At 65.2% G+C, this 26,136-nt stretch carries 21 protein-coding genes; 14 read left to right on the top strand and 7 right to left on the bottom strand.

The features are described from left to right. Positions 1-36 precede the first annotated feature (36 nt). Entirely contained in the window at positions 37-912 is an 876-nt protein-coding gene (locus AC0Z35_RS07255) for a DMT family transporter (RefSeq protein ID WP_104142797.1), read from the top strand. On the opposite strand, the gene hemB is transcribed toward AC0Z35_RS07255, so the two are convergent. Together hemB and yihA are read right to left on the bottom strand one after the other, a co-directional pair. After that, complete coding sequence (hemB, locus tag AC0Z35_RS07250) at positions 909-1,925, bottom strand: porphobilinogen synthase (RefSeq protein ID WP_104142463.1); 1,017 nt, start codon at positions 1,923-1,925, stop codon at positions 909-911. The two genes, AC0Z35_RS07255 and hemB, sit on opposite strands and share 4 nt — an antisense overlap. Continuing rightward, complete coding sequence (gene yihA, locus AC0Z35_RS07245; RefSeq protein ID WP_006216506.1) at positions 1,922-2,545, bottom strand: ribosome biogenesis GTP-binding protein YihA/YsxC; 624 nt, start codon at positions 2,543-2,545, stop codon at positions 1,922-1,924. Before yihA ends, hemB begins: the two co-directional genes overlap by 4 nt. Positions 2,546-2,766: 221 nt before the next feature. On the opposite strand from yihA, the gene AC0Z35_RS07240 reads away from it, so the two are divergent. The 3 genes from AC0Z35_RS07240 (at position 2,767) to ccsB (ending at position 7,042) form a co-directional block, all read left to right on the top strand. Continuing rightward, positions 2,767-3,468, top strand: coding sequence for a c-type cytochrome (locus tag AC0Z35_RS07240; RefSeq protein WP_104142798.1), 702 nt, complete (start codon positions 2,767-2,769; stop codon positions 3,466-3,468). A gap of 119 nt (positions 3,469-3,587) precedes the next feature. Next, a complete protein-coding gene (locus AC0Z35_RS07235) occupies positions 3,588-5,666 on the top strand; it encodes a cytochrome c biogenesis protein ResB (protein WP_046807441.1) in 2,079 nt (692 codons plus the stop codon). Between the two features lie 8 nt (positions 5,667-5,674). Further along, on the top strand, positions 5,675-7,042 hold the full coding sequence (gene ccsB / locus AC0Z35_RS07230) for a c-type cytochrome biogenesis protein CcsB (protein WP_223264736.1): 1,368 nt from the start codon (positions 5,675-5,677) through the stop codon (positions 7,040-7,042). A gap of 15 nt (positions 7,043-7,057) precedes the next feature. Here ccsB and AC0Z35_RS07225 read toward each other — a convergent pair whose 3' ends face one another. From AC0Z35_RS07225 to AC0Z35_RS07205, 5 genes are read right to left on the bottom strand one after another with little or no spacing between them, the layout of a single operon-like run. Then, positions 7,058-7,441: a DUF4150 domain-containing protein gene (locus tag AC0Z35_RS07225; RefSeq protein ID WP_046807439.1), complete on the bottom strand. Its 384-nt coding sequence runs from the start codon at positions 7,439-7,441 to the stop codon at positions 7,058-7,060. A gap of 25 nt (positions 7,442-7,466) precedes the next feature. Then, complete coding sequence (locus AC0Z35_RS07220; RefSeq protein WP_485131034.1) at positions 7,467-8,525, bottom strand: pentapeptide repeat-containing protein; 1,059 nt, start codon at positions 8,523-8,525, stop codon at positions 7,467-7,469. Next, positions 8,522-11,149 carry a DUF2169 family type VI secretion system accessory protein gene (locus tag AC0Z35_RS07215; RefSeq protein WP_485131035.1) on the bottom strand — a complete coding sequence of 876 codons (2,628 nt, stop codon included), beginning with the start codon at positions 11,147-11,149 and terminating at the stop codon, positions 8,522-8,524. Before AC0Z35_RS07215 ends, AC0Z35_RS07220 begins: the two co-directional genes overlap by 4 nt. A 3-nt stretch (positions 11,150-11,152) precedes the next feature. Continuing rightward, on the bottom strand, positions 11,153-11,605 hold the full coding sequence (locus AC0Z35_RS07210) for a hypothetical protein (RefSeq protein WP_485131036.1): 453 nt from the start codon (positions 11,603-11,605) through the stop codon (positions 11,153-11,155). 7 nt (positions 11,606-11,612) lie between these two features. Further along, complete coding sequence (locus tag AC0Z35_RS07205; protein WP_046807436.1) at positions 11,613-14,000, bottom strand: type VI secretion system Vgr family protein; 2,388 nt, start codon at positions 13,998-14,000, stop codon at positions 11,613-11,615. 546 nt (positions 14,001-14,546) lie between these two features. Between AC0Z35_RS07205 and tssA the strand changes: the two genes are divergently transcribed. The 10 genes from tssA to tssH all read left to right on the top strand — a co-directional run bounded on the left by tssA (position 14,547) and on the right by tssH (position 26,135). After that, positions 14,547-15,668: a type VI secretion system protein TssA gene (gene tssA, locus AC0Z35_RS07200; protein ID WP_485131634.1), complete on the top strand. Its 1,122-nt coding sequence runs from the start codon at positions 14,547-14,549 to the stop codon at positions 15,666-15,668. Between the two features lie 41 nt (positions 15,669-15,709). Then, positions 15,710-16,258: a type VI secretion system contractile sheath small subunit gene (gene tssB / locus AC0Z35_RS07195; RefSeq protein WP_046807434.1), complete on the top strand. Its 549-nt coding sequence runs from the start codon at positions 15,710-15,712 to the stop codon at positions 16,256-16,258. 31 nt (positions 16,259-16,289) lie between these two features. After that, positions 16,290-17,792 carry a type VI secretion system contractile sheath large subunit gene (gene tssC, locus AC0Z35_RS07190; protein WP_046807433.1) on the top strand — a complete coding sequence of 501 codons (1,503 nt, stop codon included), beginning with the start codon at positions 16,290-16,292 and terminating at the stop codon, positions 17,790-17,792. A 50-nt stretch (positions 17,793-17,842) separates the two neighbouring features. Continuing rightward, positions 17,843-18,328, top strand: a complete 486-nt coding sequence (locus AC0Z35_RS07185) for an Hcp family type VI secretion system effector (protein WP_046807432.1) — start codon at positions 17,843-17,845, stop codon at positions 18,326-18,328. Positions 18,329-18,340: 12 nt separating this feature from the next. Beyond that, entirely contained in the window at positions 18,341-19,210 is an 870-nt protein-coding gene (locus AC0Z35_RS07180) for a type VI secretion system accessory protein TagJ (protein WP_104142471.1), read from the top strand. A 92-nt stretch (positions 19,211-19,302) separates the two neighbouring features. Continuing rightward, entirely contained in the window at positions 19,303-19,797 is a 495-nt protein-coding gene (gene tssE, locus AC0Z35_RS07175; RefSeq protein ID WP_120157674.1) for a type VI secretion system baseplate subunit TssE, read from the top strand. Then, on the top strand, positions 19,797-21,737 hold the full coding sequence (gene tssF / locus AC0Z35_RS07170; protein WP_314359294.1) for a type VI secretion system baseplate subunit TssF: 1,941 nt from the start codon (positions 19,797-19,799) through the stop codon (positions 21,735-21,737). Before tssE ends, tssF begins: the two co-directional genes overlap by 1 nt. A gap of 29 nt (positions 21,738-21,766) precedes the next feature. After that, complete coding sequence (locus tag AC0Z35_RS07165; protein ID WP_485131037.1) at positions 21,767-22,423, top strand: DUF3540 domain-containing protein; 657 nt, start codon at positions 21,767-21,769, stop codon at positions 22,421-22,423. A gap of 4 nt (positions 22,424-22,427) precedes the next feature. Further along, positions 22,428-23,495, top strand: a complete 1,068-nt coding sequence (gene tssG / locus AC0Z35_RS07160; RefSeq protein ID WP_104142475.1) for a type VI secretion system baseplate subunit TssG — start codon at positions 22,428-22,430, stop codon at positions 23,493-23,495. Positions 23,496-23,510: 15 nt separating this feature from the next. Then, positions 23,511-26,135, top strand: a complete 2,625-nt coding sequence (gene tssH / locus AC0Z35_RS07155; RefSeq protein ID WP_104142476.1) for a type VI secretion system ATPase TssH — start codon at positions 23,511-23,513, stop codon at positions 26,133-26,135. Position 26,136: the final 1 nt, after the last annotated feature.

The raw sequence follows: 26,136 nt of genomic DNA, 5'->3' as shown, positions 1-26,136 counted from the left end.
AGCCAGGACCGCAACGGTCTGATCTATGTTCAATTGATGTTCGTCATGGCCACATGGGGCCTGAACATCGTCTCCATCAAGTACCTCACGCAGCACATGGACATCCAGGCGCTTGCCGCCGTGCGGATCGTGGTTGCGTTCATCACCGTCACCCTCATCATCAAGGCCCGCCGTGGCCGCGTGCCCAAGCTGGGCCGCGTGGAATTGGGCTGGGTGGCGCTGGCGGGCTTTCTGGTGGTCTACGCGCACCAGGTGGCGCTGGTCTCCGGGCTGCGCTTTTCTTCCGCCGCCAACGGCACGCTGATCATGGCCACCAGCCCCTTGTTGTCGGCACTGCTGGCCGCGCTGTTCTATCGCGAAAAACTGACCCTGGTACGCATCTGCGGCGCTCTGCTCGGGCTGCTGGGCGTGGGCATGGTGGTGGCCGGCAGCGGTGCCCAATTCGGGCTTAATGGCTGGGGCGACGCGGTGGTATTCGTGGCCGTGCTGGTGTTCGTGTTCGGCGGCCTGGTGATCCAGCGCATGTCGCGCACGATGGACCCGCTGGGCATGCTTTGGTACATGTACCTGGCTGGCGGGCTGATGCTGGTGGCGCACGCGTTGGTGACGCCGTCGTCGTACCAGACCGACACCTGGCAGATGACCTGGTGGCCGTGGCTGGTGCTGCTGTTTTCCGCGGTGATTGCCTCGGGCGTCAGCAACATCATCTGGAACGCCGGCATCGCGCGGCTGGGCATCAGCCGCGCCGCCTTGTTCGTGAACTGGCTGCCGATATTCGGGCTGTTGTTCGCCTCGCTGTTCCTGGATGAACACGTCACCTTGACCCATGTGTTGGGGCTGGCCTGCGTGCTCGGGGGAACGTGGCTGGGGCTGCGCCGGACCACGCCGGCGCCTGACCCTAAAAGTGCTTAGCGCTGCGCTTTGAGCAGCGTGGCGGCTTCGATGGCGAAGTACGTCAGGATGCCGTCGGCGCCGGCGCGCTTGAACGCCAGCAGCGCTTCCATCATGACCTTGTCGTGGTCCAGCCAGCCATTGGCGGCGGCGGCCTTGATCATCGCGTATTCACCGCTGACCTGGTAGGCGAACGTGGGCACGCGGAAGGTGTCCTTCACGCGGCGCAGCACGTCCAGGTACGGCATGCCCGGCTTGACCATGACCATGTCCGCGCCTTCTTGCAAATCGGCGGCCACTTCGCGCAACGCTTCGTCCAGGTTGCCCGGGTCCATCTGGTAAGCCATTTTGTTGGACTTGCCCAGGTTGGTGGCCGAGCCCACGGCGTCGCGGAACGGGCCATAGAACGCGCTGGCGTACTTGGCCGAATAGGCCATGATCTGCGTGTGGATGTGGCCGTTGGCTTCCAGTGCCTTGCGGACCGCGCCGATGCGCCCATCCATCATGTCGCTGGGGGCCACCATGTCCACGCCCGCGGCGGCCTGCGTGAGCGCCTGCTTGACCAGGATCTCGACCGTGATTTCGTTGATGACGTAGCCGTTCTCGTCGATGACGCCGTCCTGGCCGTGGCTGGTGTACGGGTCCAGCGCCACATCACACAGGATGCCCAGCTCGGGGAAACGTTTTTTCAATTCGCCCACCACGCGCGGGATCAGACCGCGCGGGTTGGTCGCTTCGACGCCGTCGGGCGTCTTCAGCGACGGGTCGATGACCGGGAACAGCGCCATCACCGGGATGCCCAGTTCGACGCATTTCTCGGCCACGGGCAGCAGCGTATCCAGCGAATAGCGGACCACGCCGGGCAGGGACGGCACGGCTTGCTCGATGCCCGTGCCGTCGGCCACGAACACCGGGTAGATCAGGTCATTGACCGTCAGCGCGTTCTCGCGCACCAGGCGGCGGGTGAAGTCGTCGCGGCGCAGGCGGCGGGGGCGGGAAACCGGAAATTCAGGGGTGATGATCTGCGGGTTCATGATTCGACCTTGGGGGAAATCCAATTCTCAATGTGGGCGCCCGCTTCTTCCAGCCCGATGCGCTCGGGCGCCGAAAACGGGATGGTGTGCAGGGCGCCGATGTCGGCCAGGTCCTTGCGGACCGAGAACACGGTGCGCATGCGCTGGCCATAGGGCAGCTTGTCGGCCTTGGTCAGCAGCGCCAGCACGGGGCGGCCGGTGGGGGCGATGAAGTTGGCCAGGCGGCGGTCAAGCTCGGTGACGCCGCGGCGGATATCGATCAGCAGCACGATGCCCGCAAGCGACTCGCGGTCGCGCAGGTAGCCGCCAAGAATGTCCGCCCATTTTTCTTTTTCGTTGCGCGCCACGGACGCATAGCCGTAGCCGGGCAAGTCAACGAGAAAACCGATGTGGCCTTCCGGATCCAGCGGGTCGGGCAAGCCGAACATGTTGATCAAGCGCGTGCGGCCCGGCGTCTTGCTGGAAAACGCAAGACGGCGCTGGTTGCACAGCACGTTGATGGCCGTGGATTTGCCGGCGTTGGAGCGGCCGACAAAGCAGACCTCGGGAGCGCCGGCGGCCGGCAACTGGTCGAGGCGAGCTGCGGAGGTAAGGAAGGAGGCGCGATGTAGGAGGGACACGGATGGGCTTTGGATACGGTTGGTTTCGAGCCCTATTGTATAATCCGGCGTTTGCAACAGTGGTCCCCGTGCGCGGAGCCGTCTTTTTTGCTTACTGTTTAGGTGCCTGCGGCAACTTGGCAGGCAGAACGGGCAGAGAGGTTCGATACGGTTTTCCAGGGTGTGCGGGGTAGGCGTGGGCGCCTTTTTGCGCCTTGATCGATGTGATCGTCGAGGTCTTCATGAAGCGTGTGCTGTCCCGGATGTTGGTTGCGAGCGGGCTGTTGCTCGGCGCCTCCGCCTTCTCTACACCCAGTTTCGCCGCCGACGGCGCAGCGGGCCCGGCCAAGCCAGATGCCGCCAAGGGCGGTCAGCTGTTTGACCAGGGCGACGCCTCGCGGGGCATCATTGCCTGTGCGTCCTGTCATGGCGCGGCGGGCAATAGCACCATCCCGGTGAACCCCAACCTGGCCGCGCAACCCCACGAATACCTGGCCAAGCAACTGGCCGACTTCCAGATCAAGCAGGGCGCCAAGCTGCCCGTGCGCAATGGCGCGGGGGGCAATCCGACCCCGATGACGGCCATGGCGCAGAACCTGACGCCGGCCGACATGCAGAACATTGCGCTGTACCTGGCGCAACAACCCCTGAAAGAACCCGCCACGGCGGGCCAGGAAAAGTTGGTCGACCTGGGCCAGAAGATCTGGCGCGGCGGCTTGCCGGAACGCAATGTGCCCGCCTGCGCGGCGTGCCACTCTGCAAACGGCGCGGGCATGCCCAGCCAGTACCCCCGCTTGTCGGGGCAGTTCCCCATGTACATCGAAGAGCAGCTCAAGCTGTTCCGCAGCGGCGACCGCAAGAACGAAATCATGTTCGCGATCGCAGACCGCATGTCGGACGCCGATATCAAGGCCGTGTCCGACTACGCAGCGGGCTTGCGGTAGGCCAACGCCGGCAACACGCGCGGCTGGTCCGCGTTCATGCAACCTGAGCGTGACGGAACCTGATTCCGTTGCGCGCTGTCTATGAGGGGGGTAGCCGATCGCGCGGCCCCCCTTTTTTCATGAATTCAACACGAACCCACACCCGCCCCTCTTTGCGCAGCCTGCCCGGCGACTTCTTCGAACTGCTTGGTTCGATGCGTTTTGCCGTCAGCCTGCTGATGTTCATCTGCGTGGCGAGCCTGGTGGGCACGGTGTTGCAGCAGAACCGTTCGTCCAGCAACTACATCGATCAGTTCGGGCCGTTCTGGTACGAGGTGTTCGACAAATTTTCCATCTGGCACGTCTACAACAGCTGGTGGTTTCTGCTGATCATGGGCTTTTTGGTCGTGTCGACCTCGGTGTGCCTGATCCGCAACGCGCCCAAGATGTTGCGCGATGCGCGCTCCTTCCGCGAGCACGTGCGCGCCAGCAGCCTGCGCGCCTTCCCGCATCGTGTGGAAACCGAAGAACCCACCGACGTGGCACAGACATCGGCCGGGCTGAAAGCGCTGCTTGAGCGGCTGGGCTATGCCGTGCGGCAGCGGCAGGACGCCGACGGCGTGCTGCTGGCCGCCAAGAAGGGCAGCGCCAACCGCCTGGGCTACGTCTTCGCGCACGCGGCCATGGTCATCATCTGCATCGGCGGGCTGCTCGATAGCGAATTGCCGGTGCGGCTTCAGGTCATGTTCGGCGGCAAGCAGCCCATTGTGGACAACATGCTGATTTCGGAAGTACCCGAAAGCGGCCGTTTGTCGGTCAACAACCCCAGTTTCCGTGCCAGCGTGCTGGTGCCCGAAGGCGGGCAGGCCAGCACGGCGGTGGTGATGGTGGGCGACGGCGCCTTGGTGCAGCCGATGCCCTTCACACTGAAGCTGAAGAAATTCGTGGTCGATTACTACTCGACCGGCATGCCCAGTCGCTTTGCCAGCGAAGTTGAAGTCACCGACCCGGACACGGGCAAGACCTTCGATTCCACCATCGAGGTCAACGAGCCGCTGCGCTTCAAGGGCATGACCGTGTACCAGTCCAGTTTTGACGATGGCGGCAGCACGGTGGTCTTGAAGGGCTACCCGCTGGTCGGCGCCAATGCCGCGACCTTCTCGGTGAACGGCACGGTGGGCAAGACCAGCGAAGTGACGGCACAAACGTCGGGTGGCCCGCGCAGCATGGGCGTCGAAATCACCGCCATGCGCCCGATCAACGTCGAGGACCTGACGCGCGGTGACCCCAAGGGCGCCAACCAGAGCTTTGCCGAGCACGTGGCCTCGGTGTCCGGCAGCGCGGCGGGCAAGAAGAACGAAAACCTGCGCAACGTGGGCCCCAGCGTCGAATACAAGCTGATTGACGATGCCGGCCAGGCGCACGAATTCCAGAACTACATGCTGCCCATGGAATTGGACGGCGCAACCGTCTTCCTGGCCGGGGTACGCAACAATGCGTCGGAGCCCTTCCGTTACCTGCGCATTCCTGCCGACGACGACAGTTCCATCGGTGAATTCATGCGCTTGCGCGCCACCTTGGCCGACCCGGCCGCGCGCCGGGAAGCCGCCCGTCGTTTCGCCGAGCGCAACAGTCCGTCCGGCGCCGACCGCCAACCCTTGCAAACTGCCGCCGAGCGCGCGCTGGAAACCTTTGCCTCGGGCGGCCTGCAAGCGGTGGCCGCATTCCTGCAAGCCAACACGCCCGCTGCCGACCTGGAACGCGCCGCGGATGTGGTGATCCGGCTGATCGGGGCCAGCATGAACGAATTGCGCGCCATCGAGCGCGAGCGCGCCGGCTTGCCGGCCGTGGCCGTGGAAGGCCCGGATGGCGAACGCGCGGCCGTCTGGTCGCGCCTGGCCGTGGCGGCGCTGTCCGACCTGACGGTCTATCCGGCGCCGGTGTTCCTGTCGCTGGCGGACTTCAACCACGTGCAGGCCAGCGTATTCCAGGTCAGCCGCACGCCGGGCAAGAACACGGTCTACCTGGGCAGCCTGTTGCTGGTCCTGGGCGTGTTTTCGATGTTCTACATCCGCGACCGCCGCGTCTGGATCTGGGTCAAGCCGCAAGGCAGCGGCAGCAGCGTCCTGGCGGCCATGACGTCCCAGAAGCGTACACTCGACTTCAATCAGGAGTTTGAACGCTTCAAGCAGGCGCTGCTGCGCCAGAAGAGGCCTTAAGGTTATTTATGTCGACTACGACCACCCCGCACCCCTCCTCGCCGGACACGTTGAACGCGTCGCCCGATACCCTGTGGCAAGACAGCTTGTCCGAAACGGGCGATAACCGCGCCCGTCGCGGCAAGCCGGATTGGACCGACGTTGTTTTCTTCCTGCTGTTGGCAGTGGGCGCCGGCTTCGCGCTGACCCGCCACGGCAACGCGATGGACTACTACGAGAAGATCATCCTGTGCGGCACCGTGCCCGCGCTGGCCTGGATGGGCTGGCTGTGGCGTCCGCTGCGCCGCCTGATGGTCGCCTGTGCGATCGCGGCGGGGCTGGCCTTGATGCTGTACGGCAATGACCTGGCCCGCGCCGAGCAGGTGTTCTTCCTGAAATACCTGTTTTCTTCCCAGTCGGCCATCTTGTGGATGTGCGCGCTGTTTGCGCTGGCCATGGTCTGCTACTGGATCGGCGTATTCAGCCCGACCGCCGCGTGGCTGGGCACGGCGCTGACGTGGGGCGCGGTGTTCGCCGGTGTCACCGGCCTGCTGGTGCGCTGGCGCGAAGGCCATCTGATGGGCCCTGACCTGGGCCATATTCCCGTCAGCAACCTGTACGAAGTCTTCGTGCTGTTCTCGCTGATCACGGCACTGTTCTACCTGTATTACGAACGCAAGTACGCCACGCGCGCGCTGGGCGGCTTTGTACTGCTGGTGGTGACCTCGGCCGTCGTGTTCCTGCTGTGGTATTCCTTCACGCGCGATGCCGGCCAGATCCAACCGCTGGTGCCCGCGCTGAAAAGCTGGTGGATGAAGCTGCATGTGCCGGCCAACTTCATCGGCTATGGCACGTTTTCGCTGGCCGCGATGGTGGGCTTTGCCTATCTGATCAAGCAGCATGGCCAGACCACGTCGTGGGCCAAGCTGGCGCCGCTATTCATCCTGGGTGTGTTGCTGTGCGCCGAGCCGATGGTGTTCCGTACCGACGGCTTGTCGGCCACGTGGATGCTGTACTTCGGCGTGGGCGCGGTGATCGTGGGCGCCATCCTGCTGGGCCGCCGCCGCATTGCCGCGGCGCTGCCCTCGCTGGAGGTGCTGGACGACATCATGTATCGCGCCATCGCCATCGGCTTCGCCTTCTTCACGGTGGCCACGATCCTGGGCGCGCTGTGGGCGGCGGACGCCTGGGGCGCCTACTGGCAGTGGGACCCCAAGGAAACCTGGGCGCTGATCGTCTGGCTGAACTACGCGGCCTGGCTGCACATGCGCCTGATCAAGGGTCTGCGCGGCACCATGGCCGCCTACTGGGCGCTGATGGGCCTGCTGATCACCGGCTTTGCCTTCCTGGGCGTGAACATGTTCCTGTCCGGCCTGCACTCCTACGGCCAGCTGTAATTCACGCCAAGCGCGTCACGCCGCCAACGCAAACATCGATTTTTGCGGCGTGGCCGCCTTGAAGCCCGGCGTATTGATCGTGTTCTGCAACGTCAGGCTGGTCACGCGCACCAGCGGCGCGGCGCGCACCAGCACGGTGAACGCCCCGGTGATGTAGCGCGCCTGCCCCATGAACGTCTGGGATATCACGCCACCGCCCACGCCCGCGGTGTCGCCGAGCGTCACCGGTATCGTTGTGACCATGTTGTGCATGGGCATGCAGCTTAACCACACGTTCCACACCACCGGAATCCCCATGGACGACGTCGACACGTCAATGTGCGGCACCGGCGGCACGGGCGTCTTGCAGACGTCGGGAAATCCCAAGCCGACGCTGGGTAACTGGCAGAGCACTTGCATGGTTTGCACTCCTGTTGCGATGGGGTCAAAGATTTGCGCGCGCTGCCGACCACAGTTCGGCTTCAAGCAGGGGCGCGTCGTTTTCGATGATGCCGTGGCGCTGCGACCAGCGCACACCGCCGGTCAGCGCGCGATGCATGCGCGTGCGCAGGAAAGTGGCGTCGCGCAGATCAGCGCCCTCCAGGTCCGCCAGCGAAAAATCCGCGTCCGCCAGTTGCGCGCCATGAAAGTCCGTACCGGCGCAGCGCGCGCGCTGAAAAATGCACAGGCAAAGGCTCGCGCCGCGAAAGTTCGCGCCGTCCAGCGTGGCCTCGGCCCAGATGGCGCCGTCAAAGCGACCGCCCTGCAAGTCCGCTCCAGTCAGATCCGCCTGGGGAAACAGAGCCTGCGGTGCGCAAGCGCCGGCAAAGCGCGCGCCCCGCAACGATGATCCCTTGAAGCCCGACTGACGCAAATCGCATTGGCGAAAGTCCGCGGCGTCCAGCTGGCAATCCGTGAAATGGCACAACGCAAACGACTGCCCGGCGAAGCGCTGCGCTGTCAGATTGCATTCCGTGAACATCGTGCTGGCGGCGTTGGCGCCCGTCAGCGTGGCGCTGCGCAGGTCCAGCTGATGGAGCAGGGTGTAGCCAAGCTGCGCTTGCGTCAGATCGGCGTTGGCGAAGGTGCCGCGCGAGAACACCGAGCGTTCCACGCAAGCGGCCTGCAACGATGCGCGCTCCAGCGACGTGGCGGTGAAAGACGATTCGTACAGGGCGGCCTGGTCCAGCCGGGCGCCCGTCAGGTCGCATTCCGTGAAGCTCGCGCCATGAAAGCGGCCGCCGCTGAACCTTGCTTCCCTTGCCTGGCAGCGTAGCAGCCGCGCAGTGTCCAGGTTGGCGCCGACGGCATCCACGTGGCCCATGGCGCAGCTGATGAACTGGCTGTCCTGCAACTGGCAGCCGGCCATCCGTGCACCCGTGAAATCAACGTGATCGAAAAAACCACCCGCCAGATCCAGCCCGGCCAGATCGGCGCCTGCCAGGCTGATGTGTTGTATCGGCTCGCCATGGCGCACGCTGTCCAGCAGCTTGTCGATGTTCATGCGGGCTGCTCCGGCTGCCTGGCGGGCCAGCGCTTGGCGCCTTGCGTGTAGGTATGGTCCAGCCCGGTGCTGTCGTCCATTTGCGTTTGCGCGACATCGGCGCGGAAGAAGTTCGATCCGGTAAGATCGGCACGCAAGAAGATGGCCTTGCCCAGCAAGCTGTTGATCAGGTTGGCATTACGCAGGCAGGCGCCGGTGAAATCCGCGCGCACGAAGTGCGTGTCGGGGGCGGTCAGGCCGCTCAGGTCGGCATCTTGCAACTGGCACTCGGAAAAGTCACAGGCGTTCAGGGTCGCGCCGCGCAAGTCCGCGCCCGTCAATGTGGCGCCGCGCGCGCTGCCGTGCTTGAACTGCATGCCGCGCAGCCGGGCGCCCGCCAGCTCGACGCGCCCGGCGAAGGCGCAGCCGTCCAGCGTGGCATTTTCCATGCTGAAGCGGCCTGGGAAAGCCACGTCCATGAAGCTCAGCCGCACCAACGTCGCGCCGGCAAAGTCCGCATCGGCAAGCGCGCCTTGCATGAACACGCACTGCTCGAAGCGCGTGTCGCGAAAGCCGCAGTCTTCGAATGTGCCGCTCATCGCCGCCCACTGGTTGAAGCTGGCGCGGCGGAAGTCGCAGCGTATCAACCGCGCCTGGTGCAAGCGCCCCAGCTGCCATGCGCTGTCGGCAAAATTGCAGTCTTCGCCCTGCGCGTGGTCCCACGTGCATTCCTTGAACTGGCCCTGCGCGAAGTTGGTCCTCACACATTGCGTGCGGCCCAGGTTGGCGCGCGTCAGGTTCGCGCCGCACAGGCTTGCGCGGGTCAAGTCCGCGCCGGTCAGCACGGCGTCGGTCAGGTCGCAGCCATCCAGCCGGGTATCCGCGAGCTTTGCGCCGGCGAAAATCGCGCGCTGAAAATTGACGCACGACAGGTCCATGCCCGATAGATCCGCACCGGTCAGGTTCATGTCGCGACAGTCGCGGTTGTTTTTCAGCTGCGCGTCCAGCTTGCGGCGCGTGCGCTGCGCGCGCAACGGGGGCATGGGCGGGGGCGGGGCAAAATGATGGGCCGACTGTTGATACGCCTGATGCACCTGCGGCCCCAGCGTGTCGGCCAGTGGCGGCAGGGACGTCGGGCTATCCGCCGATGCGCGTCCGGCCTGCGCATGCGGGCTGGCATCGAACTCGGCAATGTGTCGTTTGATCCTGCGGGGATCGAAGCCGGCCGGCAGTGTGCCGTCCGGCCCCGGCCGGCGCAGCGCGTCCATGTCCACGCCGGCCACTTCGGCCATCTGCGGCAGGTTGGGATCCGCCAGCGCGCGCGCGCCCGGCCCGCCGGACAGGCGCTTGGCCTCTTCAAGCTCTTGCTGCATGCGCAATATCGTTTGTGGCAAATCGGCAAGCCTGGGCGCTGTAGGCGGCGGGTCCAACGGCGCCATGTACAGATCGGGGTCCAGGCCCTGCGCCAATAGCGACTCGCGTTCGCGCGCGTGGCGGCGCGCCAGCCCGGCGTGAACGTTCCTGTTGGTGGCACGCACGGCCAAGGTTTGCGCGTCCCCTTCCAACCCGCCGTCGCAAAGCTCTTCCGGCACGAGTTGCGCGTCCAGCAGGGCATAGACGGGGCCCAGCTCCGGGCTCAGGCGTTGCCGCACGACGTCCCGGTAATGGCTGACTTCGCGCGGCTGGTCCGCGTGTTCCAGCGCAGGCATGATGTGGCGGATATCCGCTGCGTCATCCTCGCGCACGTGCACCGCGCCGTGCCAGATCAGGACCATCTTCGTGTGATCGGGAAAAAACCACGCGGTGGTCAGGCGCAGCGGTACCTCTTCAAGCGCGCTGCCGTCCGCCTGTCGGCTGACAAAACAGCGCGCGCGCCAGCGGGGCAGTTGGCCGCGCAACACCGCTTGTTCAGGATGCAGATTCCACAGCGCATAGTCCGAGCCACCGGCAAGCTCGGCGTTGGCCGGCCCCCATTGGTCGGGCGGCGCCGCGTTGAAGAAGCGCCAGTCCATGTCGCGCGCGAAACCGGGATAGTCGTGCTCCAGCCATTCCTGTCCGTAGTCACGGCCCATGTGCGATGCGCGCTGCGGCCATTCCACGGGCAGTGCGCCAACGCCCGCAGGCGCCACGCGTTGCCCGGGGGCGCTGATGCGCTGCAAGGGGTGTTCAATGTTTGGCAGCCGACGCGTGCGCACGCCATTGATGACCTCGTCCTGCGCGCCGATACCCAGCGGGTTTTCAGCGACGTCCGGGCCGCCATAGGCGTGGCTCCAGTCCAGGCGCATGCGCGCAAACGGCTGCGGCGCGGTCGCCTTGCCGTCGATCCAGTAGCGGTCGCCAAAGACCACCAATGACTTGTCGATGGCGCCCACCTGCACGCGCACGCCGCACGCGCCGGGCTGCTTGGCATCATGGGGGTAGGCATGGCCCGAAACCAGCACTTCCGGGTACTGCTTGGGCGTGGCCAGGTCCAGCGCGCCGATGCCTTCTTCGGCGGCAAGCTTCCAAAGGTCCTGGTCGGTCAACAACGTGGGGGACTGCGCGATGTCGACCAGGGCGAAGACCGACACGCCCAACAGATCGCGGCGCTGCCATCGGTAGGGCCGCGTCAGGACGCCCAGGCGGAAAGGCTTGATGGTCTTCATGGGCTATCCGGTGGGCTGATCAATGGCGACGTCATAGGTGGCGGCATTGTCCCGCGACCCTTCGCGCGACCGTTGCGCGGACCCCTCCCGCGCCTGCACGCGCACCTGCACGGTCTTGCCCGCACCGAACTCGGCCAGGTGCAGCGGCGATAGCGGCACGCGTACCGTGCGCGTAAACGCCGGCGTGGCATCGGTGGCGGCAACCTCCAGCTCCAGCTCGATGACGAAATACAGCGTCTCGCCGATGCGGGTACGCGTGTCGCGCGCTGCCATCACGCGCGCGGTGCTGGCCACGCCCGTGGCGCGGACCGCGTCCAGGCGTTCGGTTTCCGCGCGCCCGGCCGCCCGGCGTCGGCGTTCGCGCCGAAGCATGAAGGCCGCCTGCACGCCGGACAACAGCAAGCCCAGCACCACCCATTTTCCCCAGTCCGGCCAGGCCGTCACGAAGTCCGACATGAGCGTCTCAAATGATGGACCACAGGCCGACCATGGATGCGCCCAGGCCGACCTGCTCGGCCTTCTGAAGGTCGAACGCGTAGCTGGACCCGGTCGTGCGGTACGACACCAACTGGCCAATACTGCTGACCGCTGCGTAGTTCGTGAACGACAGGTTCAGCATGACGGTGGTGCGGAACAACGCCATTCGATGCATCCCGAATTCGGCCTTGGCCACCGCCAGGCCGATCGAGAACGGTGTGGCCTGCAACCAGCTTTCCTTGGACAAATCCTTTACGTTGGCAGCGTCCATCACCACGTCGGCCGGCGTTTGCAGCGTGATGTTGCCCTGGGCCTTGACCATCACCGTCGAGCCTTCCGATTCGATGTGCGCCTTGCCTTTGGATTTGATGTCCATCGTGGCGGTTTCGGACTGCACCAACATCGCCGTCTTGGCCTTCACGTCCATGTTTGCATCGGTGGACAGCACCTCGACCTTGCCCTTGGCCTTTTCAGTCAGCGTGCCGTCCTTGACGTGATGCAGCGAGTTGCCGCCGGTGACGTTGACCTCCTGGCCCGTCTTCAAGGTCTCCTTGAACAGCCCCGTGATCTCGCGTTCTTCGCCCTTGGCGGCCACGGTGGTCTTCAAGCCGTTGTCGAACTTCTCATCCATCAGGCCGTCTTTCACGTTGACGGTGCGCGAGGCCTTGACGGTGTATTCCTCGTGCCCCGTGACGTACACGTCGCGGCGCTTGCCGACTTTCAAGTTGTCGGTGCCGGTGATGTTGATGTCGCGAAAGCCGCCTATCTTGGTGGTGTCGTTCTGGCCGATGGTGGTGTTGCGGTTCAGGTCGGTCGAGTGCGTCTCGTTGGCTTCGACCTCGGTGCACAGCTCGCGCTCTGCGTGCAGCCAGATTCGCTCGCAGCCGCTTTTATCTTCGAACATCAACGCGTTCGCGGTGGCCGGCGTACCGCTTTTCGAGCGGCTAAGAAAGCCGCTTTGCGTGGCATTGTCGGGCAGGTCCCACGGCGGCAGGTTGTTCGCATTGAACACGCGCCCGATCACGATGGGGCGGTCGGGTTGGCCGCCAATGAAATCCACGATGACCTCGTCGCGCACACGCGGCAATTGGATGCCGCCAAAGCCGCCGCCCGCCCAGGGGCTCGACACGCGCACCCAGCACGAACTGTTCTCGTCCTTCTTGCCATAGCGGTCCCAGTGAAACTGCACTTTGACGCGGCCCATCTTGTCGGTCCAGATTTCCTCGCCCTGCTTACCGACTACCGTTGCCGTCTGCGGCCCGTGGGTGCGGGGGATCGGCGTGACGCGCGGGGCGCGAAACTGCGTGCTGGAGGGCAGCACCACGAATTCCAGATCGAAATCGCCGGGGTCTATCTGACCGCTTGCGTAGCCCGTTTCGCGAATGCGGTAGTAGGTGCTGACGACAAGATACTCGCGGTTTTCCGCTTGCCGTGGATGATTGCGCAGCGTGAACAGATGCCCGGTCGACAGCCCGCGCGCATTGGATGCGCCGGTGCTTTGTTCCTGTCGGCATTGCAGGTCTTGCAGCCGCACGCGCGTGTAATGCTCGGCATCGTCCGGGTTGGTGTAGCCGCCTTGCCATTCGTACATTTCCAGGTCGCCGTGGTCATAGGCGCCCGGGTTGTTGCGCCGCGCTTCCAGACTGGCAGCGGGCGTCAGCGGGTGGTAATCCGTGGTGGCGAAGGCGCCCGGCGTGATCTGCTCGGCCACTTCCCATTTGTGGATGTAGTCTTCGCGCGGCACCGTGATGCGGTCGGGGCCGTAATACGGAATCTGTTCGTAGTCGGCAACCGGTTCGTGCTGCGTGATGTCGTCGGTCAGCACCAGCGTGTGCTTGCCGTTGTCGTGCTTGAACCAGAAATAGATGCCCTCGTGTTCCATCAGCCGACAGATGAAGGCGTAGTCGGTTTCCTGGTACTGCACGCAGTATTCCCAGTTGCGATAGGTCTCGGTCAGCTTGAACTCAACGGGGTAGCTGTAATCCTTGAGCACCTCGCGGATCACGTCGGGCACGTTCTTGTTCTGGAAGATCTTGTTGTCCGACGTTTGCGTCAGGTACCACAGCCACGGGCGTACGGTGGCGCGGTAGATGGTGTAGCGGGACGTGTTGTTCTCACGGCCCACCAGCACGCAGCGGGTGATGTGTCCGCTGAGATAGCGCGGCGCGCCCGGCGTGGTTTCGATTTCAAGCGTCAGCGGTTTGCCAAGCAGCGACTTCATGTCCAGCGAATAGGACTCCGAGACCAGCTCAACCTCGAACTCAAATAGCTGCGACAGGCTTTCGGCGCCGTGCATGCCGCGAAATTTCAATTGCTCGGGCGGCAGGGGCGTATGCGCCTTGACGACGCGTTCGCTTGGCACGTTGCGGTCCATCTCATCGTCTCCTTATGAGAATTCAACTGCTGCTGCTGCTGCTGCTGCGCTTGCTGGGTTGGGATGCACCGGACGCGCAAACGGCGCGCGTCGTAACGACTGCAATGGGATGGCCGGCCACACTGGGGCCGCTTGCAAAGGGCGGGCGCCGCCGTGCAAAAAGCGCAAAGCGAAAAACGCCGATGCCGGGGACGTCTGTCTCGTGAATCTGTTTACGCGCCGGTCTGCTGCCAGCGTGAGCGCCGATTGTAGGCACCGCGCAAAGCGGGTACGAAGCGCGATCACATGCTTTTGTGTTTTTTACGCTTCCGTAACAACACTTGCAGGTCGGCCCGTATCACGTAAGGAATATGTCAAAACATCAACGTAGCAGGGCAAGAAGTGTGCATTTGTTTAGTGGCTTGTTAGGTTTCTGTAAGAAAAATCTGAAGTTGTGAGTTGTCCGTTGCATACGGAAAGACGTGCCTAGAATTCTCCCTTCCGTGAAGCAGCGCGGAGCGTAGTGGTAGGTTCCAGGCAGCATCCCCAGGCATCTAAGCAATGACTATGGACTTCGCCGATATCCTCAATACACTCGATTCACGTCTGCCCTGCGGGGAAGACCTCGAATACGACGCTGACTTTCTGCAGTTGCAGCAAGCCGCGGCCGGCCGGGACGAACAGCAGTTCGGCTCGACCATCATCGCTGCGCAGCCGCCCGACTGGCGCGAGGTCGAACGCCTGGCCCGTGCCTTGCTTGAGCGCACGCGAGACCTGCGCGTGATCAGCCTGTTGACCTGTGCCTGGACCGAGATCCGCGGGATACCCGGCTACGCGGACGGTCTGGCGCTGGCCGTCGACACCCTTGAACGCTATTGGGAACCCGTGCATCCGCGCCTGGATAGCGTGGGCGAGGACGACCCCATGCCGCGCATGAACGCCTTGGCCGCGTTCGGCGATATGCAGGGCTGCGCGCGCAGCGTGCGCTCGGCCAGCCTGGTCAATGGTGTGCATGGGCAGCTCTCGCTGCGTGATACCGAGGCGCTGCTGGATGGCAGCCGCCAGGACGCCGACTGCTATCCGGGAGGCCGTCCCCGTGTGGTGGCGCGCCTGCGTGAGGCCTGGGCGCAACGCGACGCCGATGTGCTGGCGCTGGCCGCCGCATGCGATGCGTTGCGACGCATCCAGAAGTTGGTGACGGACAAACTGGGCGCCACGTGGACGCCGGATTACAGCGCAGTCTTGCGCACGTTGAACGTTGTGTTGGACGCCGCGCGCGACGGTCAGCAGACCTCTGCGGACGCGTCTGGAATGGCTGCCGAGGCGCACACGACCAGCGCCGGCAGCGGCAACGGCAACGGCCATGGGCCTGGCGCGCAGCAAGGCGATCATCAAGACGAAGCCGGGCAGTCGGCGGACACAGCGCGGGGCCTTGCCGCCACGCATGCCGGCGTGCGCTGGCAGGACGCCCGCATCCAGTCGCGCGATGACGCCATGGCCATGTTGAGCAAGGTGTGCGCGTACTTCGAAGCCAACGAGCCCGGGCATCCGGCGCCGTATCTCATTCGACGCACCCAGCAGCTTATTCCGTTGAGCTTTCACGACATCATCAAAAACCTGGCGCCCCAGGGCCTCGAGCAATTCGAGGCCTGGCTGCCGCGTGACACCGACAGCCGGCCGGATTCGTAGCGCGGCGCAGCCCCCAGAGACCAACAAGAGGAGACAACACCATGGCGACCAGCCTGAAAGGAAGCGGCCAGAAGTTCATCGCCAGAAACCGCGCGCCGCGCGTGCAGATCGAGTACGACGTGGAGATCTACGGCGCCGAGCGCAAAATCCAGCTGCCCTTTGTGATGGGCGTGCTGGCCGACCTGGCCGGCAAGTCCGAAACGCCCCAGCCGGAAGTGGGCGAGCGCAAGTTCCTGGATATCGATATCGACAACTTCGATGAACGCATGCGCTCGATCCAACCGCGCGCGGCATTCCAGGTCGAGAACACGCTGACCGGCGAAGGCAACTTGAACGTGGACATCACGTTCGAGAGCATCGATGACTTTTCGCCGGCCACCGTTGCCAAGAAGGTTGGCGCGCTGAACGAGCTGTTAAGCGCGCGGACCCAGCTGGCCAACCTGCTGACCTACATGGACGGCAAGACGGGCGCCGAGGAACTGATCGGCAACGTGCTCAAGAACCCGGCGCTGATGAACGCGCTGGCGGCGGCGCCCAAGCCGGAAGCCCCACCCGCATCCGACCCCGCCGGCACGGACCCGGCCGCCTAGTTTCCGCTGGAATCGCTTTTCGGAGAATGCCATGACCGCAGTGGCCAAACGCGCCGACGCGCGCGCTGTCGATACCCTGGAAGCCGACGACCTGTCCGCGCTCCTGAAGAAAGAATTCAAACCCAAGACCGAGCAGGCGCGCGAGGCGGTGGAACACGCCGTGCGCACCCTGGCGCATCAGGCGCTTGAGAACAGCGGCGTCGGCCTGTCGTCCGACGCCTACCGCACCATCCAGGCGATCATCGCCGAGATTGATCGCAAGCTGTCCGAGCAGATCAACCGCGTGATGCACCATCCCGAATTCCAACAGCTGGAAGGCGCGTGGCGGGGCCTGCATTACCTGGTCACCAACACCGAAACCGACGAGCTGTTGAAGATCCGCGTGATGAGTATTTCCAAGGCGGAACTGGGGCGCACGCTCAAGCGCCACAAGGGCGTGGGCTGGGACCAAAGCCCCATCTTCAAGCGCGTGTATGAAGAAGAGTATGGCCAATTCGGCGGCGAGCCGATCGGTTGCCTGGTGGGCGATTACCACTTCGACCACAGCCCGCCGGATGTGGAGCTGCTGGGTGAGATCGCCAAGATCTCATCCGCCGCGCATTGCCCCTTCATTGCGGGTGCATCGCCCAATGTGATGCAGATGGATTCGTGGCAGGAGCTGGCCAACCCGCGCGACCTGACCAAGATCTTCACCAACACCGAATACGCCGCGTGGCGCAGCCTGCGCGAGTCCGAGGATTCGCGCTATATCGGGCTGGCGATGCCGCGCTTTCTGGCACGCCTGCCGTATGGCGCGCGCACGAATCCGGTGGATGAATTCGACTTTGAAGAAGACACCGACGGCGCCAACCACGACCGCTACACCTGGGCCAACTCGGCGTATGCGATGGCGGCAAACGTGAACCGCTCGTTCAAGTTGTACGGCTGGTGCACGTCGATCCGGGGCGTGGAGTCTGGCGGCGCGGTGGAAAACCTGCCGTGCCACAGTTTTCCCAGCGATGACGGCGGCGTGGACATGAAGTGCCCGACGGAAATCGCGATCAGCGATCGGCGCGAGGCCGAGCTGGCCAAGAACGGCTTCATGCCGCTGGTGCATCGCAAGAATTCCGACTTCGCTGCCTTCATCGGCGCGCAGTCGCTGCAAAAGCCACACGAGTACTACGAGGCCGACGCATCGGCCAATGCCAAGCTGGCCGCGCGCCTGCCGTACCTGTTTGCGTGCTGCCGGTTTGCGCATTACCTGAAGTGCATCGTGCGCGACAAGATCGGCTCATTCCGCGAACGCGACGACATGGAGCGTTGGCTGAACGACTGGATCATGAATTACGTGGATGGTGACCCGGTGAACTCGTCGCAGGAAACCAAGGCGCGCAAGCCCTTGGCGGCGGCCGAGGTGCAGGTGCAGGAAATCGAAGACAACCCGGGCTATTACTCCGCCAAGTTTTTCCTGCGGCCGCACTATCAGTTGGAAGGGCTGACGGTGTCGCTGCGGTTGGTGTCCAAGCTGCCTTCGCTCAAGCAGAACGAAGGCTGAGCGTCAGACAAGATGGGCGCAGCCGCGCCCGATAACTTCAGGAGACAGATGTGGCTGTGGATATGTTCATGAAAATCGATGGCGCCAACGGTGAATCCAAAGACGCCAACCATAAGGACTGGACGGATATCGTGTCCTTCTCGTGGGGCGCGACGCAGCCGGGCAACCTGGCCAGCGGCGGCGGCCTGGGCGCCGGCAAGGCAAGCTTCAACGACCTGCACGTGGTGGCGCGCATCGACAAGGCGTCGCCCGCCGTGATGAAGCACTGCGCCAGCGGCAAGCACCTGGGCAAGATCGAGCTGTCGCTTTGCAAGGCGGGCGGCGAGCAGATCGAATATTCCAAGATCACGCTGGAAGACGTGCTGGTGTCCTCGGTGCAGATCTCCGGTGACCGCAGCGCCGAGGGCGTGGTGGTGAACTACGCTTTCCAGGCGGCCAAGGTCAAGCAGCAGTACTGGGAACAGACGGAGAAGGGCGGCAAGGGAGCTGAAAGCCTCGTGGCTTGGGACATCAAGCAGAACAAGGAAGTCGGCTAGGGCGGGGCCACGATGTCTATGGTTGCCGTTCCATTCGGCGCGATCAGCCTGTCCGGCCAGCTGGAAGAAGTGCAGGCGCAGATTCGCCGCCGACCGGCTGATGCGGACTTGCGCGCGCAACTGTTCCAACTGTTGGTGGTGCAGGGAGACTGGGCTCGTGCCGCTGAACAGCTCAGCGTGTGTGGCGCGCTGAGTGCGCAGGCGCGGCCGACGGTCGCGCTGTATGCCAGCGCCATCGCGGCGGAGCGCGAGCGCGAGGCGGTGCTGGCGGGCGACGGCGAGCCCGTCATGTTGAGCGAGCCTGATGCGTGGATGCAGGCCCTGCTGTCGGCGCTGCATCGGGACGGGCAGGGTCCGAAGGACGAGGTCGCCGAGCAGCGTTCCCGCGCCCTGCAGGACGCCGATGCGCGCGGGGGCACCGTGCAAGGCGTTATGCAGGGGGTTGGGCGAGGGGGTGTGCAGGAGGAGGGGGTGCAAGGGGTGGGGCAGGATACCCCACTGCCGTTCCAGTGGATGTGCGACGGCGACAGCCGCCTGGGGCCGGTGTTCGAGTTCCTGGGCGCGGGGCGCTACGTGTGGCTGCCCTTCACGGCGCTTAAATGCCTGCGCCTGCTGGCCCCCGAGGGGCTGTGCGATCTGGTGTGGTCGCGCGCCGAGATCGAACTGGTGGGCGGCCGTACGCTGCAAGGCCTGGTGCCGGCCCGTTACCCGCCGGCGCCGGGCGCACGCATGATCGACCAGCCCGATCCCGTCAAGCTGGGGCGCGTGACGGAGTGGCGGCCGTTGTATGCCGACACCTACGCGGGCGTGGGCCAGAAGATGTGGCTGACCGACGCGGGCGAGTTCGCACTGCTGGACCTGCGCAGCGTGGAGTTCGCGTGATGGGCCACGCCGACGACACCGCGCGCTGGAAGCCGGCCGTGCAAGGCTCGCAGAGCGCGCAAAGTGCGCCTGCCGAGCGTACGCGGCGCGCCATGCGGGATCGCCTGCAGCCGTCGTTGCTGGACCGCTTGATGGACAACGACCCCACGCGTCGCGAAGAACCTCGCGACAGCGCCATGCTCACGCATGAGCAGCTGCGCGCGGCGGTGTTGCGGGATCTGCGCTGGCTGCTCAATACCGTCAACTTGCAGACCTCGCAGGACTTGTCGGCGCATCGTCAGGTTGCCACATCGACCGTGAATTTCGGCGTGCGCGCGATGGCCGGCAAGCGTATGTCGGAGATCGACTGGATCGACGTCGAAGAGTCCATACGCGATGCGATATCCGCGTTTGAGCCGCGCATCCTGGATTCCTCGGTCGAGGTGCGCTGCGTAACGGACACGGGCACGCTCGAACATCACAATGTGCTCAGCCTGGAGATACGGGGCATGCTGTGGTGCGTGCCACACCCGCTTGAGTTCCTGTTCCGTACCGACATCGATCTGGAAAGCGGCCACATGGATCTGCGCGATCTGGGTGGGCTCTGATGGACGCGCGCTTGCTGGACTACTACAACCGCGAGCTCGTGTATCTGCGTGAGCTGGGGGCGGAATTCGCGCAGGCGCATCCCAAGGTCGCGGGGCGGCTGGGCATGAACGCGACGGAAGTGGCCGACCCTTACGTCGAGCGCCTGCTGGAAGGCTTCAGCTTTCTGACGGCGCGCATCCAGATGAAGATGGACGCGGAGTTTCCGCGCTTCTCGCAGCGCTTGCTGGAAGTGGTGTACCCGAACTATCTGGCGCCCACGCCGTCGATGGCGATCGTGCAGTTTGCACCCAGCATGAACGAGGGCACCTTGGCCGGTGGCTTCGAATTGCCGCGCGGCACGCTGCTGCGCGGCCGTGTACCGCGTGGCGAGCAGACGCCGTGCGAATTCACGACCGGGCACGCCGTGCGCTTGTGGCCGCTGCAAGTCACTCACGCCGACTTCACCGCGGCTCCGCAAGACTTGCCGTTGGCGCGGCTGGGCCTTGCCGGCCGCGCCGCGCGCGTGTTGAGCGCATTGCGCATACGGATCGAAATCGGCGGCGGGCAGCGGCTGGAAGACCTGGACCTGGACCAACTGGTGTTCCATCTGCACGGGCAGGATTTGCAGATGCAGCGCCTGCTGGAAGTGCTGATGGGGCACACGGTGGCAGTGCTGGGCCACGACACGGCCCGGCCGGTGGCGTGGATCAACAAGCTGCCGGCAGGCGCGGTGCGGCATGAAGGTTTTGCCGACGACCAGGCGCTGCTGCCGGGCGATGCGCGCGTATTCCAGGGCTATCGCTTGCTACAGGAGTACTTTGCCTTTGCGCAGCGCTATCTGTTCTTCAGCGTGAATGGCTTGAAAGCGGGATTGAAAACGGGGCCGAGGTCCGCATCGGATGCGGGCGCCGGCGGCGCGCTGCCGGTGTCATCCACCCCACGCGAGACCCGCGCATTCGATCTGACCTTCCTGTTCTCGGTGGCCGCCCCGGAACTGGAAGGCGCGATCTCCGCCGCCAATCTTGCGCTGCATTGCGCGCCCGTCATCAACCTGTTTCCCAAGCGCGCGGATCGAGTGGCGATCACGCCGCGCACGTCGGAATATCACGTGGTGGTGGATCGCAGCCGCCCGCTGGACTATGAAGTGTTCGGCGTGACGCGGGTCACCGGGCACGCGTCGGCGCAGCAACAAGAGCAGGAGTTCCGTCCGTTCTACGGGTCCTTGGGCAGCGATCCGGACGACTACGGCGCGTACTACTCCGTGCGCCGCGAGCCCCGGCTGATCTCGGACACCGCGCAGCGCAACGGCACGCGCACCGGTTACACCGGCAGTGAAGTGTTCCTGTCGCTGGTGGACCGCCAGGAAGCGCCGTTCTCCGGCCAGCTGCGCCATGTGTCGCTGGAAACGCTATGCACCAATCGGGACCTGGCGATGCTGCTGCCGCTGGGCACCGACACCGACATGACGCTGCGCGTGTCGGCGCCCGTGCGCGCGGTGAAGGTGCTGCACGGCCCCACGCGCCCCTGTGCGGCGCTGGCCGAGAACGCCGCCACCTGGCACCTGATCAGCCACTTGGGGCTGAACTACCTGAGCCTGACGGACCTGGACACAGAGCAGGGTGCGCAAACGCTGCGCGAGATGCTGCACGTGTACGGCAACCTGGCCGATCCGGTGGTGCGCAAGCACATCTCCGGGCTGCGGCACGTCAGCGCCAAGCCCGTGTATCACCGCTTGCCGGTGCCGGGTCCCATCGTCCATGGGCGCGGCGTGCGCATCGCGCTGCAAGTGGACGAGGCGGCCTTCTCCGGCATCAGCCCGTATTTGTTTGGCGCCGTGCTTGAACAGTTTTTCGCGCGCCATGTGTCGATCAACATGATGTCGGAGCTGGTCCTGTCGACCCTGCAGCGCGGCGAAGTCGCCCGCTTCAAGCCCCGCATGGGACGCCGGCCCGCGGTCTAGGCAGGCACCCCCACGAACCGGAGCGCATGATGAAATCCGTCGCAAGCTTGAACCGAATTGCCTATGACCCGGTGCATTTGCTGGGTGAGGTGCTGCATGTCGAAGCCGACGGCCGCTACGCCGTCGCGTGCGATGGCCGCACCTGGCTGGCGCGTCGCGCCGCCAGCTGCCTGCTGGCACCCCAGCCGGGTGATGAGGTGCTGATCAGCGGGCCGGACCCGTCGCGCGTGTATCTCATCGCGGTCACCGTGCAGGCGGTATCCGCCGGCACGGTGTTGGAGACCCAGGGTGATCTGGTGCTGCGCTCGCAGGGCGGCAACGTGCGCGTGGAAAGCGCGGGCGACGTGACCTTGCAAGGCCGGGACGCCGTGCACGTCCGCACGCCCGAATATTCCGTGGACGCCGACGAAGAACGTCATGCCGCCAAACGCATTCGCATGGTGGCCGAGCAGCTGCACGCCACTATCGGCGAGACGCGGCTGGTCGGCCGCAACTACGAAGCGGTGCTGGACCGCATGACGCTCATGGCGCGCGTGTCCATGCGCAGCGTCAGTGACGTGGACCAGGTGCGTGCGGGCTCCATCGATTTCCAGGCCGAGCAAAGCGCGCGGCTGCATGCGTCATACACGCTGGTAACCGGCGCCGACCTGGTCAAGGTTGACGCCAAGCAGATTCACATGGGGTGACGGGATGGACGTCACGCATCCCGTCGCCGACGCGCAGTGGTGGCGTGCCCTGGAGCGCGAGCCCTACGCGCACGATCTGTTCCACGCCCTGCGCTGGATCGATGCGCATTGCGGCGCGCGCAAGCCGCTGGGGCGCGATACCGTGGCGCGTTACGAGCCCGTGCGCTTGCGGCAAGAGCCGTCGATGGCGTTCGCACCGTCCACGGTGGCGCGCGTGCGGCCGGCGCAGAACGGCCGGCCGGCTGAAGTTTCCATCTATGGCTTCGGCCTGTTTGGCCCCAACGGCCCCTTGCCGCTGCACCTGACGGAGCATGCGCACGAACGCATGGCGCACTACGGCGACCGCACGCTGGCCGCCTTTGCCGATGTGTTCCATCACCGCCTGATCCTGTTGTTCTACCGCGCCTGGGCAGATGCGCAAAGCACGGTCAGCCTGGACCGCAAGGACGCGCGCTTCACGCGCTATGTGGCCAGCCTGTTGCATATGGGCGAGCCGTCGATGCAGCGGCGCGATGCCGTGCTGGATCATGCCAAGTACTTCATGGCGGGGCACCTGGTGCGCCAGACCCGCAACCCCGAAGGGCTCAAGCACATCCTGCAAGCGTTCTTCGGCCTGCCGGTGCGCATCCGCGAATTCGTGCCGCAATGGATACGCCTGGAGCCCGAGCAGCGGCTTGGGCTGGGCAGCCCGATGGGCTTGGGGCGCGACTCGGTGCTGGGCGTGGCGGTGCGCGATGCCCAGCACAAGTTCCGCATCGAGGTCGGTCCCTTGACGTTCGACGATTACCAGAGCTTCCTGCCGGGCGGCTTGCGCGCGCGACAGCTGACGCATTGGGTCAGGCATTACATCGGCGTGGAACTGGCGTGGGACGTGCGTCCGGTGTTGCGCGCCGATGAGGCCGGCGGCGTGCGCCTGGGCGCGCAGCGGCCGCTGGGCCTGTCGGCGTGGCTGGGAAGGCGCCGGCCCGCGCAGGGCGACGCCGACGATTTGCTGCTGGACTATGAACGCCGCGAACAGACGCCGGCACGTGGCCGCTTGCAGGCCCAACCTTCCAGGACACCGCGCGCTTGATCGCGCCATGACGCCATGTCGGATATCGGTCGCATCGAACTGTTCGGAAAGCTAAATCCGCTGCTCTACCAGGCGCTGGAAGGCGCAACGGCGTTCTGCAAGCTGCGCGGCAATCCTTACGTGGAACTGGTGCATTGGGTGCATCAGATTCTGCACGCGCAGGATAGCGATGTGCACCGTATTGCGCGCGCGTTCGAACTGGACCTGGGGCAGTTGCAGGCCGACCTGACGGCAGAGCTTGATCGGCTGCCGGCCGGCGCCGGATCGGTGTCCGATCTGTCGGAACACATTGATCACGCCGTGGAACGCGCGTGGGTGCTGGGCTCGCTGCGTTATGGCGCCGCGCGCATTCGCAGCGGCCATCTGTTGGCGGGCCTGGTCCGGACGTACGCGCTGCGTCATGTGCTGCTGGGCATGTCGCCGCAGTTTGCGCGCATCGTGCCCGACAAGCTGCTTGAGCAGATGGACGAGATGGTACAGGGGTCGCCGGAAGGCGTCAGTGCGACGACCGCCGCCGGCGACGACGCGCAGGCGCCGCGCAAGGACCTGGCCGCGTTGGAGCGGTTTGCCGTTGACCTCACCGCCAAGGCCCGCGCGGGCGAGATCGACCCGGTGTCGGGGCGCGACGAAGAAATCCGCCAGATCGTCGATGTGTTGATGCGTCGGCGACAGAACAATCCACTGCTGACGGGCGAGGCCGGCGTGGGCAAGACCGCCGTCGTGGAAGGTCTGGCACTGCGACTGGCCACGGGCGATGTACCGCCGCCCCTGCGCGACGTGTCTTTGTATCTGCTGGACATCGGGCTGCTGCAAGCCGGCGCGGGCGTAAAGGGCGAATTCGAGCAACGCCTGCGCAGCGTGATCGATCAGGTCCAGGCAAGCGACCGGCCCATCGTGCTGTTCATCGATGAGATCCACACGCTGGTGGGCGCGGGCGGCGCGGCGGGCACGGGGGACGCGGCCAACCTGCTCAAGCCCGCGTTGGCGCGCGGTCAGTTGCGCACCATCGGGGCGACCACGTGGTCGGAATACAAGAAGCACATTGAAAAGGACCCCGCGCTGACCCGCCGTTTTCAGGTGGTTCAAGTGCACGAGCCGGACGAGGCGCGCGCGTTTGACATGCTGCGCGGCCTGGCCGAAACCTTGCAGGCGCATCACGGCGTACTGCTGCTGGACGAGGCCATCACGGCGGCGGTGAGCTTGTCGCATCGCTACATTCCCGCGCGCCAATTGCCCGACAAGGCGGTGGCGTTGCTGGACACCGCGTGCGCGCGCGTGGCGATCAGCCAGCACGCCGTGCCGCCCGCGCTGGAGGATGCACGCCGACGCATCCAGGCGCTGGAAACGGCGCTGCGCATTGCCCGGCATGAAACACATCTTGGCGCGGGCGACGCGCAGCGCGTTGAACGCCTGGAGGCCGAACGGGCGCAAGCCGCGCAGGCGCAAGCCCAGCTGGCCGCCAGCTGGGAGGCCGAACGCGAGCTGGCCGCAAAGGTGCTCTCGCTGCGCGAAACCTTGAGCGCGCCGGCAACGGCGGGCGTTGACCACGCGTCGACACGGCAGGCGCTTGCGGGCGCCGCACAGGCACTGGCGGGCGGCCAGGGCGAGGCGCCGATGATACACACCGCCGTAGACGCGGCGGCGGTGGCGGCCGTGGTGGCCGACTGGACCGGCATCCCCGTGGGTCGCATGGTGCGCGACGAGGCACACGCCGTACTGGCGCTGGCGGACACGCTGGAAAAGCGCGTGATCGGCCAGCGCGACGCCCTGGAAGCCGTGGCGCGCCGTATCCAGACATCACGGGCCGGTCTGACCGACCCGGCCAAGCCGGTGGGCGTGTTCCTGCTTTGTGGGCCCAGCGGGGTCGGCAAGACCGAAACCGCGCTGGCCCTGGCCGAAGCGCTGTATGGCGGCGAACAGAACCTGATCACCATCAACATGAGCGAATTCCAGGAGTCGCACACCGTCTCCACCCTCAAGGGTGCGCCGCCGGGTTACGTGGGCTATGGCGAAGGCGGCGTGTTGACCGAAGCCGTGCGCAGGCGGCCGTATTGCGTGGTGCTGCTGGACGAGGTCGAGAAGGCGCACCCCGACGTGCACGAGATTTTCTTCCAGGTCTTTGACAAGGGCTGGATGGAAGACGGCGAGGGCCGCTATATCGACTTTCGCAATGCGGTCATCATCCTGACGTCCAACGTCGGCACCGAGCGCATTGCCACGCTGTGCCGCGATCCCGCGTTGATGCCGGATGCCGAAGGGCTGGCGGCCGCGCTGCGCGAACCCCTGTTGCAGGCATTTCCGGCGGCGCTGTTGGGACGGCTGGTGGCGGTGCCCTATCTGCCGCTGTCGGACGACATGCTGGCGCGCATCGTGGCGTTGCAGTTTGACCGAGTACGCCGCCGTTTGCAGGAACACCACGACGTAGCGCTGGAGGTCACGCGGGAAGCAACGGCGCTGGCCGTGACGCGCTGCACGCAAGTCGAGTCAGGCGCGCGCATGGTTGACGCCATTCTTACCAACACGGTCCTGCCGCAAATCAGCCGCGAACTGCTGGGCGCGTCCATGCAGGGCCGCAAGCTGCAACGCGTGCGCCTGTCGGCCAATGGCGGGGAATTTCGCTATGACTATGACTACGCGTGAA

Source organism: Achromobacter sp. 1L-A-4-B-C2, from assembly GCF_057291955.1.
This window is presented reverse-complemented; position numbering and strand designations above follow the sequence as displayed.

Excerpts from the sequence above, each read along its gene's own strand:
- AC0Z35_RS07255 (WP_104142797.1), top strand. The coding sequence starts at position 37 with ATGTTCGTCATGGCCACATGGGGCCTGAACATCGTCTCCATCAAGTAC.
- hemB (WP_104142463.1), bottom strand. The coding sequence starts at position 1,925 with ATGAACCCGCAGATCATCACCCCTGAATTTCCGGTTTCCCGCCCCCGC.
- AC0Z35_RS07240 (WP_104142798.1), top strand. The coding sequence starts at position 2,767 with ATGAAGCGTGTGCTGTCCCGGATGTTGGTTGCGAGCGGGCTGTTGCTC.
- AC0Z35_RS07235 (WP_046807441.1), top strand. The coding sequence starts at position 3,588 with ATGAATTCAACACGAACCCACACCCGCCCCTCTTTGCGCAGCCTGCCC.
- ccsB (WP_223264736.1), top strand. The coding sequence starts at position 5,675 with ATGTCGACTACGACCACCCCGCACCCCTCCTCGCCGGACACGTTGAAC.
- AC0Z35_RS07225 (WP_046807439.1), bottom strand. The coding sequence starts at position 7,441 with ATGCAAGTGCTCTGCCAGTTACCCAGCGTCGGCTTGGGATTTCCCGAC.
- AC0Z35_RS07220 (WP_485131034.1), bottom strand. The coding sequence starts at position 8,525 with ATGAACATCGACAAGCTGCTGGACAGCGTGCGCCATGGCGAGCCGATA.
- AC0Z35_RS07215 (WP_485131035.1), bottom strand. The coding sequence starts at position 11,149 with ATGAAGACCATCAAGCCTTTCCGCCTGGGCGTCCTGACGCGGCCCTAC.
- AC0Z35_RS07210 (WP_485131036.1), bottom strand. The coding sequence starts at position 11,605 with ATGTCGGACTTCGTGACGGCCTGGCCGGACTGGGGAAAATGGGTGGTG.
- AC0Z35_RS07205 (WP_046807436.1), bottom strand. The coding sequence starts at position 14,000 with ATGGACCGCAACGTGCCAAGCGAACGCGTCGTCAAGGCGCATACGCCC.
- tssA (WP_485131634.1), top strand. The coding sequence starts at position 14,547 with ATGGACTTCGCCGATATCCTCAATACACTCGATTCACGTCTGCCCTGC.
- tssB (WP_046807434.1), top strand. The coding sequence starts at position 15,710 with ATGGCGACCAGCCTGAAAGGAAGCGGCCAGAAGTTCATCGCCAGAAAC.
- tssC (WP_046807433.1), top strand. The coding sequence starts at position 16,290 with ATGACCGCAGTGGCCAAACGCGCCGACGCGCGCGCTGTCGATACCCTG.
- AC0Z35_RS07180 (WP_104142471.1), top strand. The coding sequence starts at position 18,341 with ATGTCTATGGTTGCCGTTCCATTCGGCGCGATCAGCCTGTCCGGCCAG.
- tssE (WP_120157674.1), top strand. The coding sequence starts at position 19,303 with ATGCGGGATCGCCTGCAGCCGTCGTTGCTGGACCGCTTGATGGACAAC.
- tssF (WP_314359294.1), top strand. The coding sequence starts at position 19,797 with ATGGACGCGCGCTTGCTGGACTACTACAACCGCGAGCTCGTGTATCTG.
- AC0Z35_RS07165 (WP_485131037.1), top strand. The coding sequence starts at position 21,767 with ATGAAATCCGTCGCAAGCTTGAACCGAATTGCCTATGACCCGGTGCAT.
- tssG (WP_104142475.1), top strand. The coding sequence starts at position 22,428 with ATGGACGTCACGCATCCCGTCGCCGACGCGCAGTGGTGGCGTGCCCTG.
- tssH (WP_104142476.1), top strand. The coding sequence starts at position 23,511 with ATGTCGGATATCGGTCGCATCGAACTGTTCGGAAAGCTAAATCCGCTG.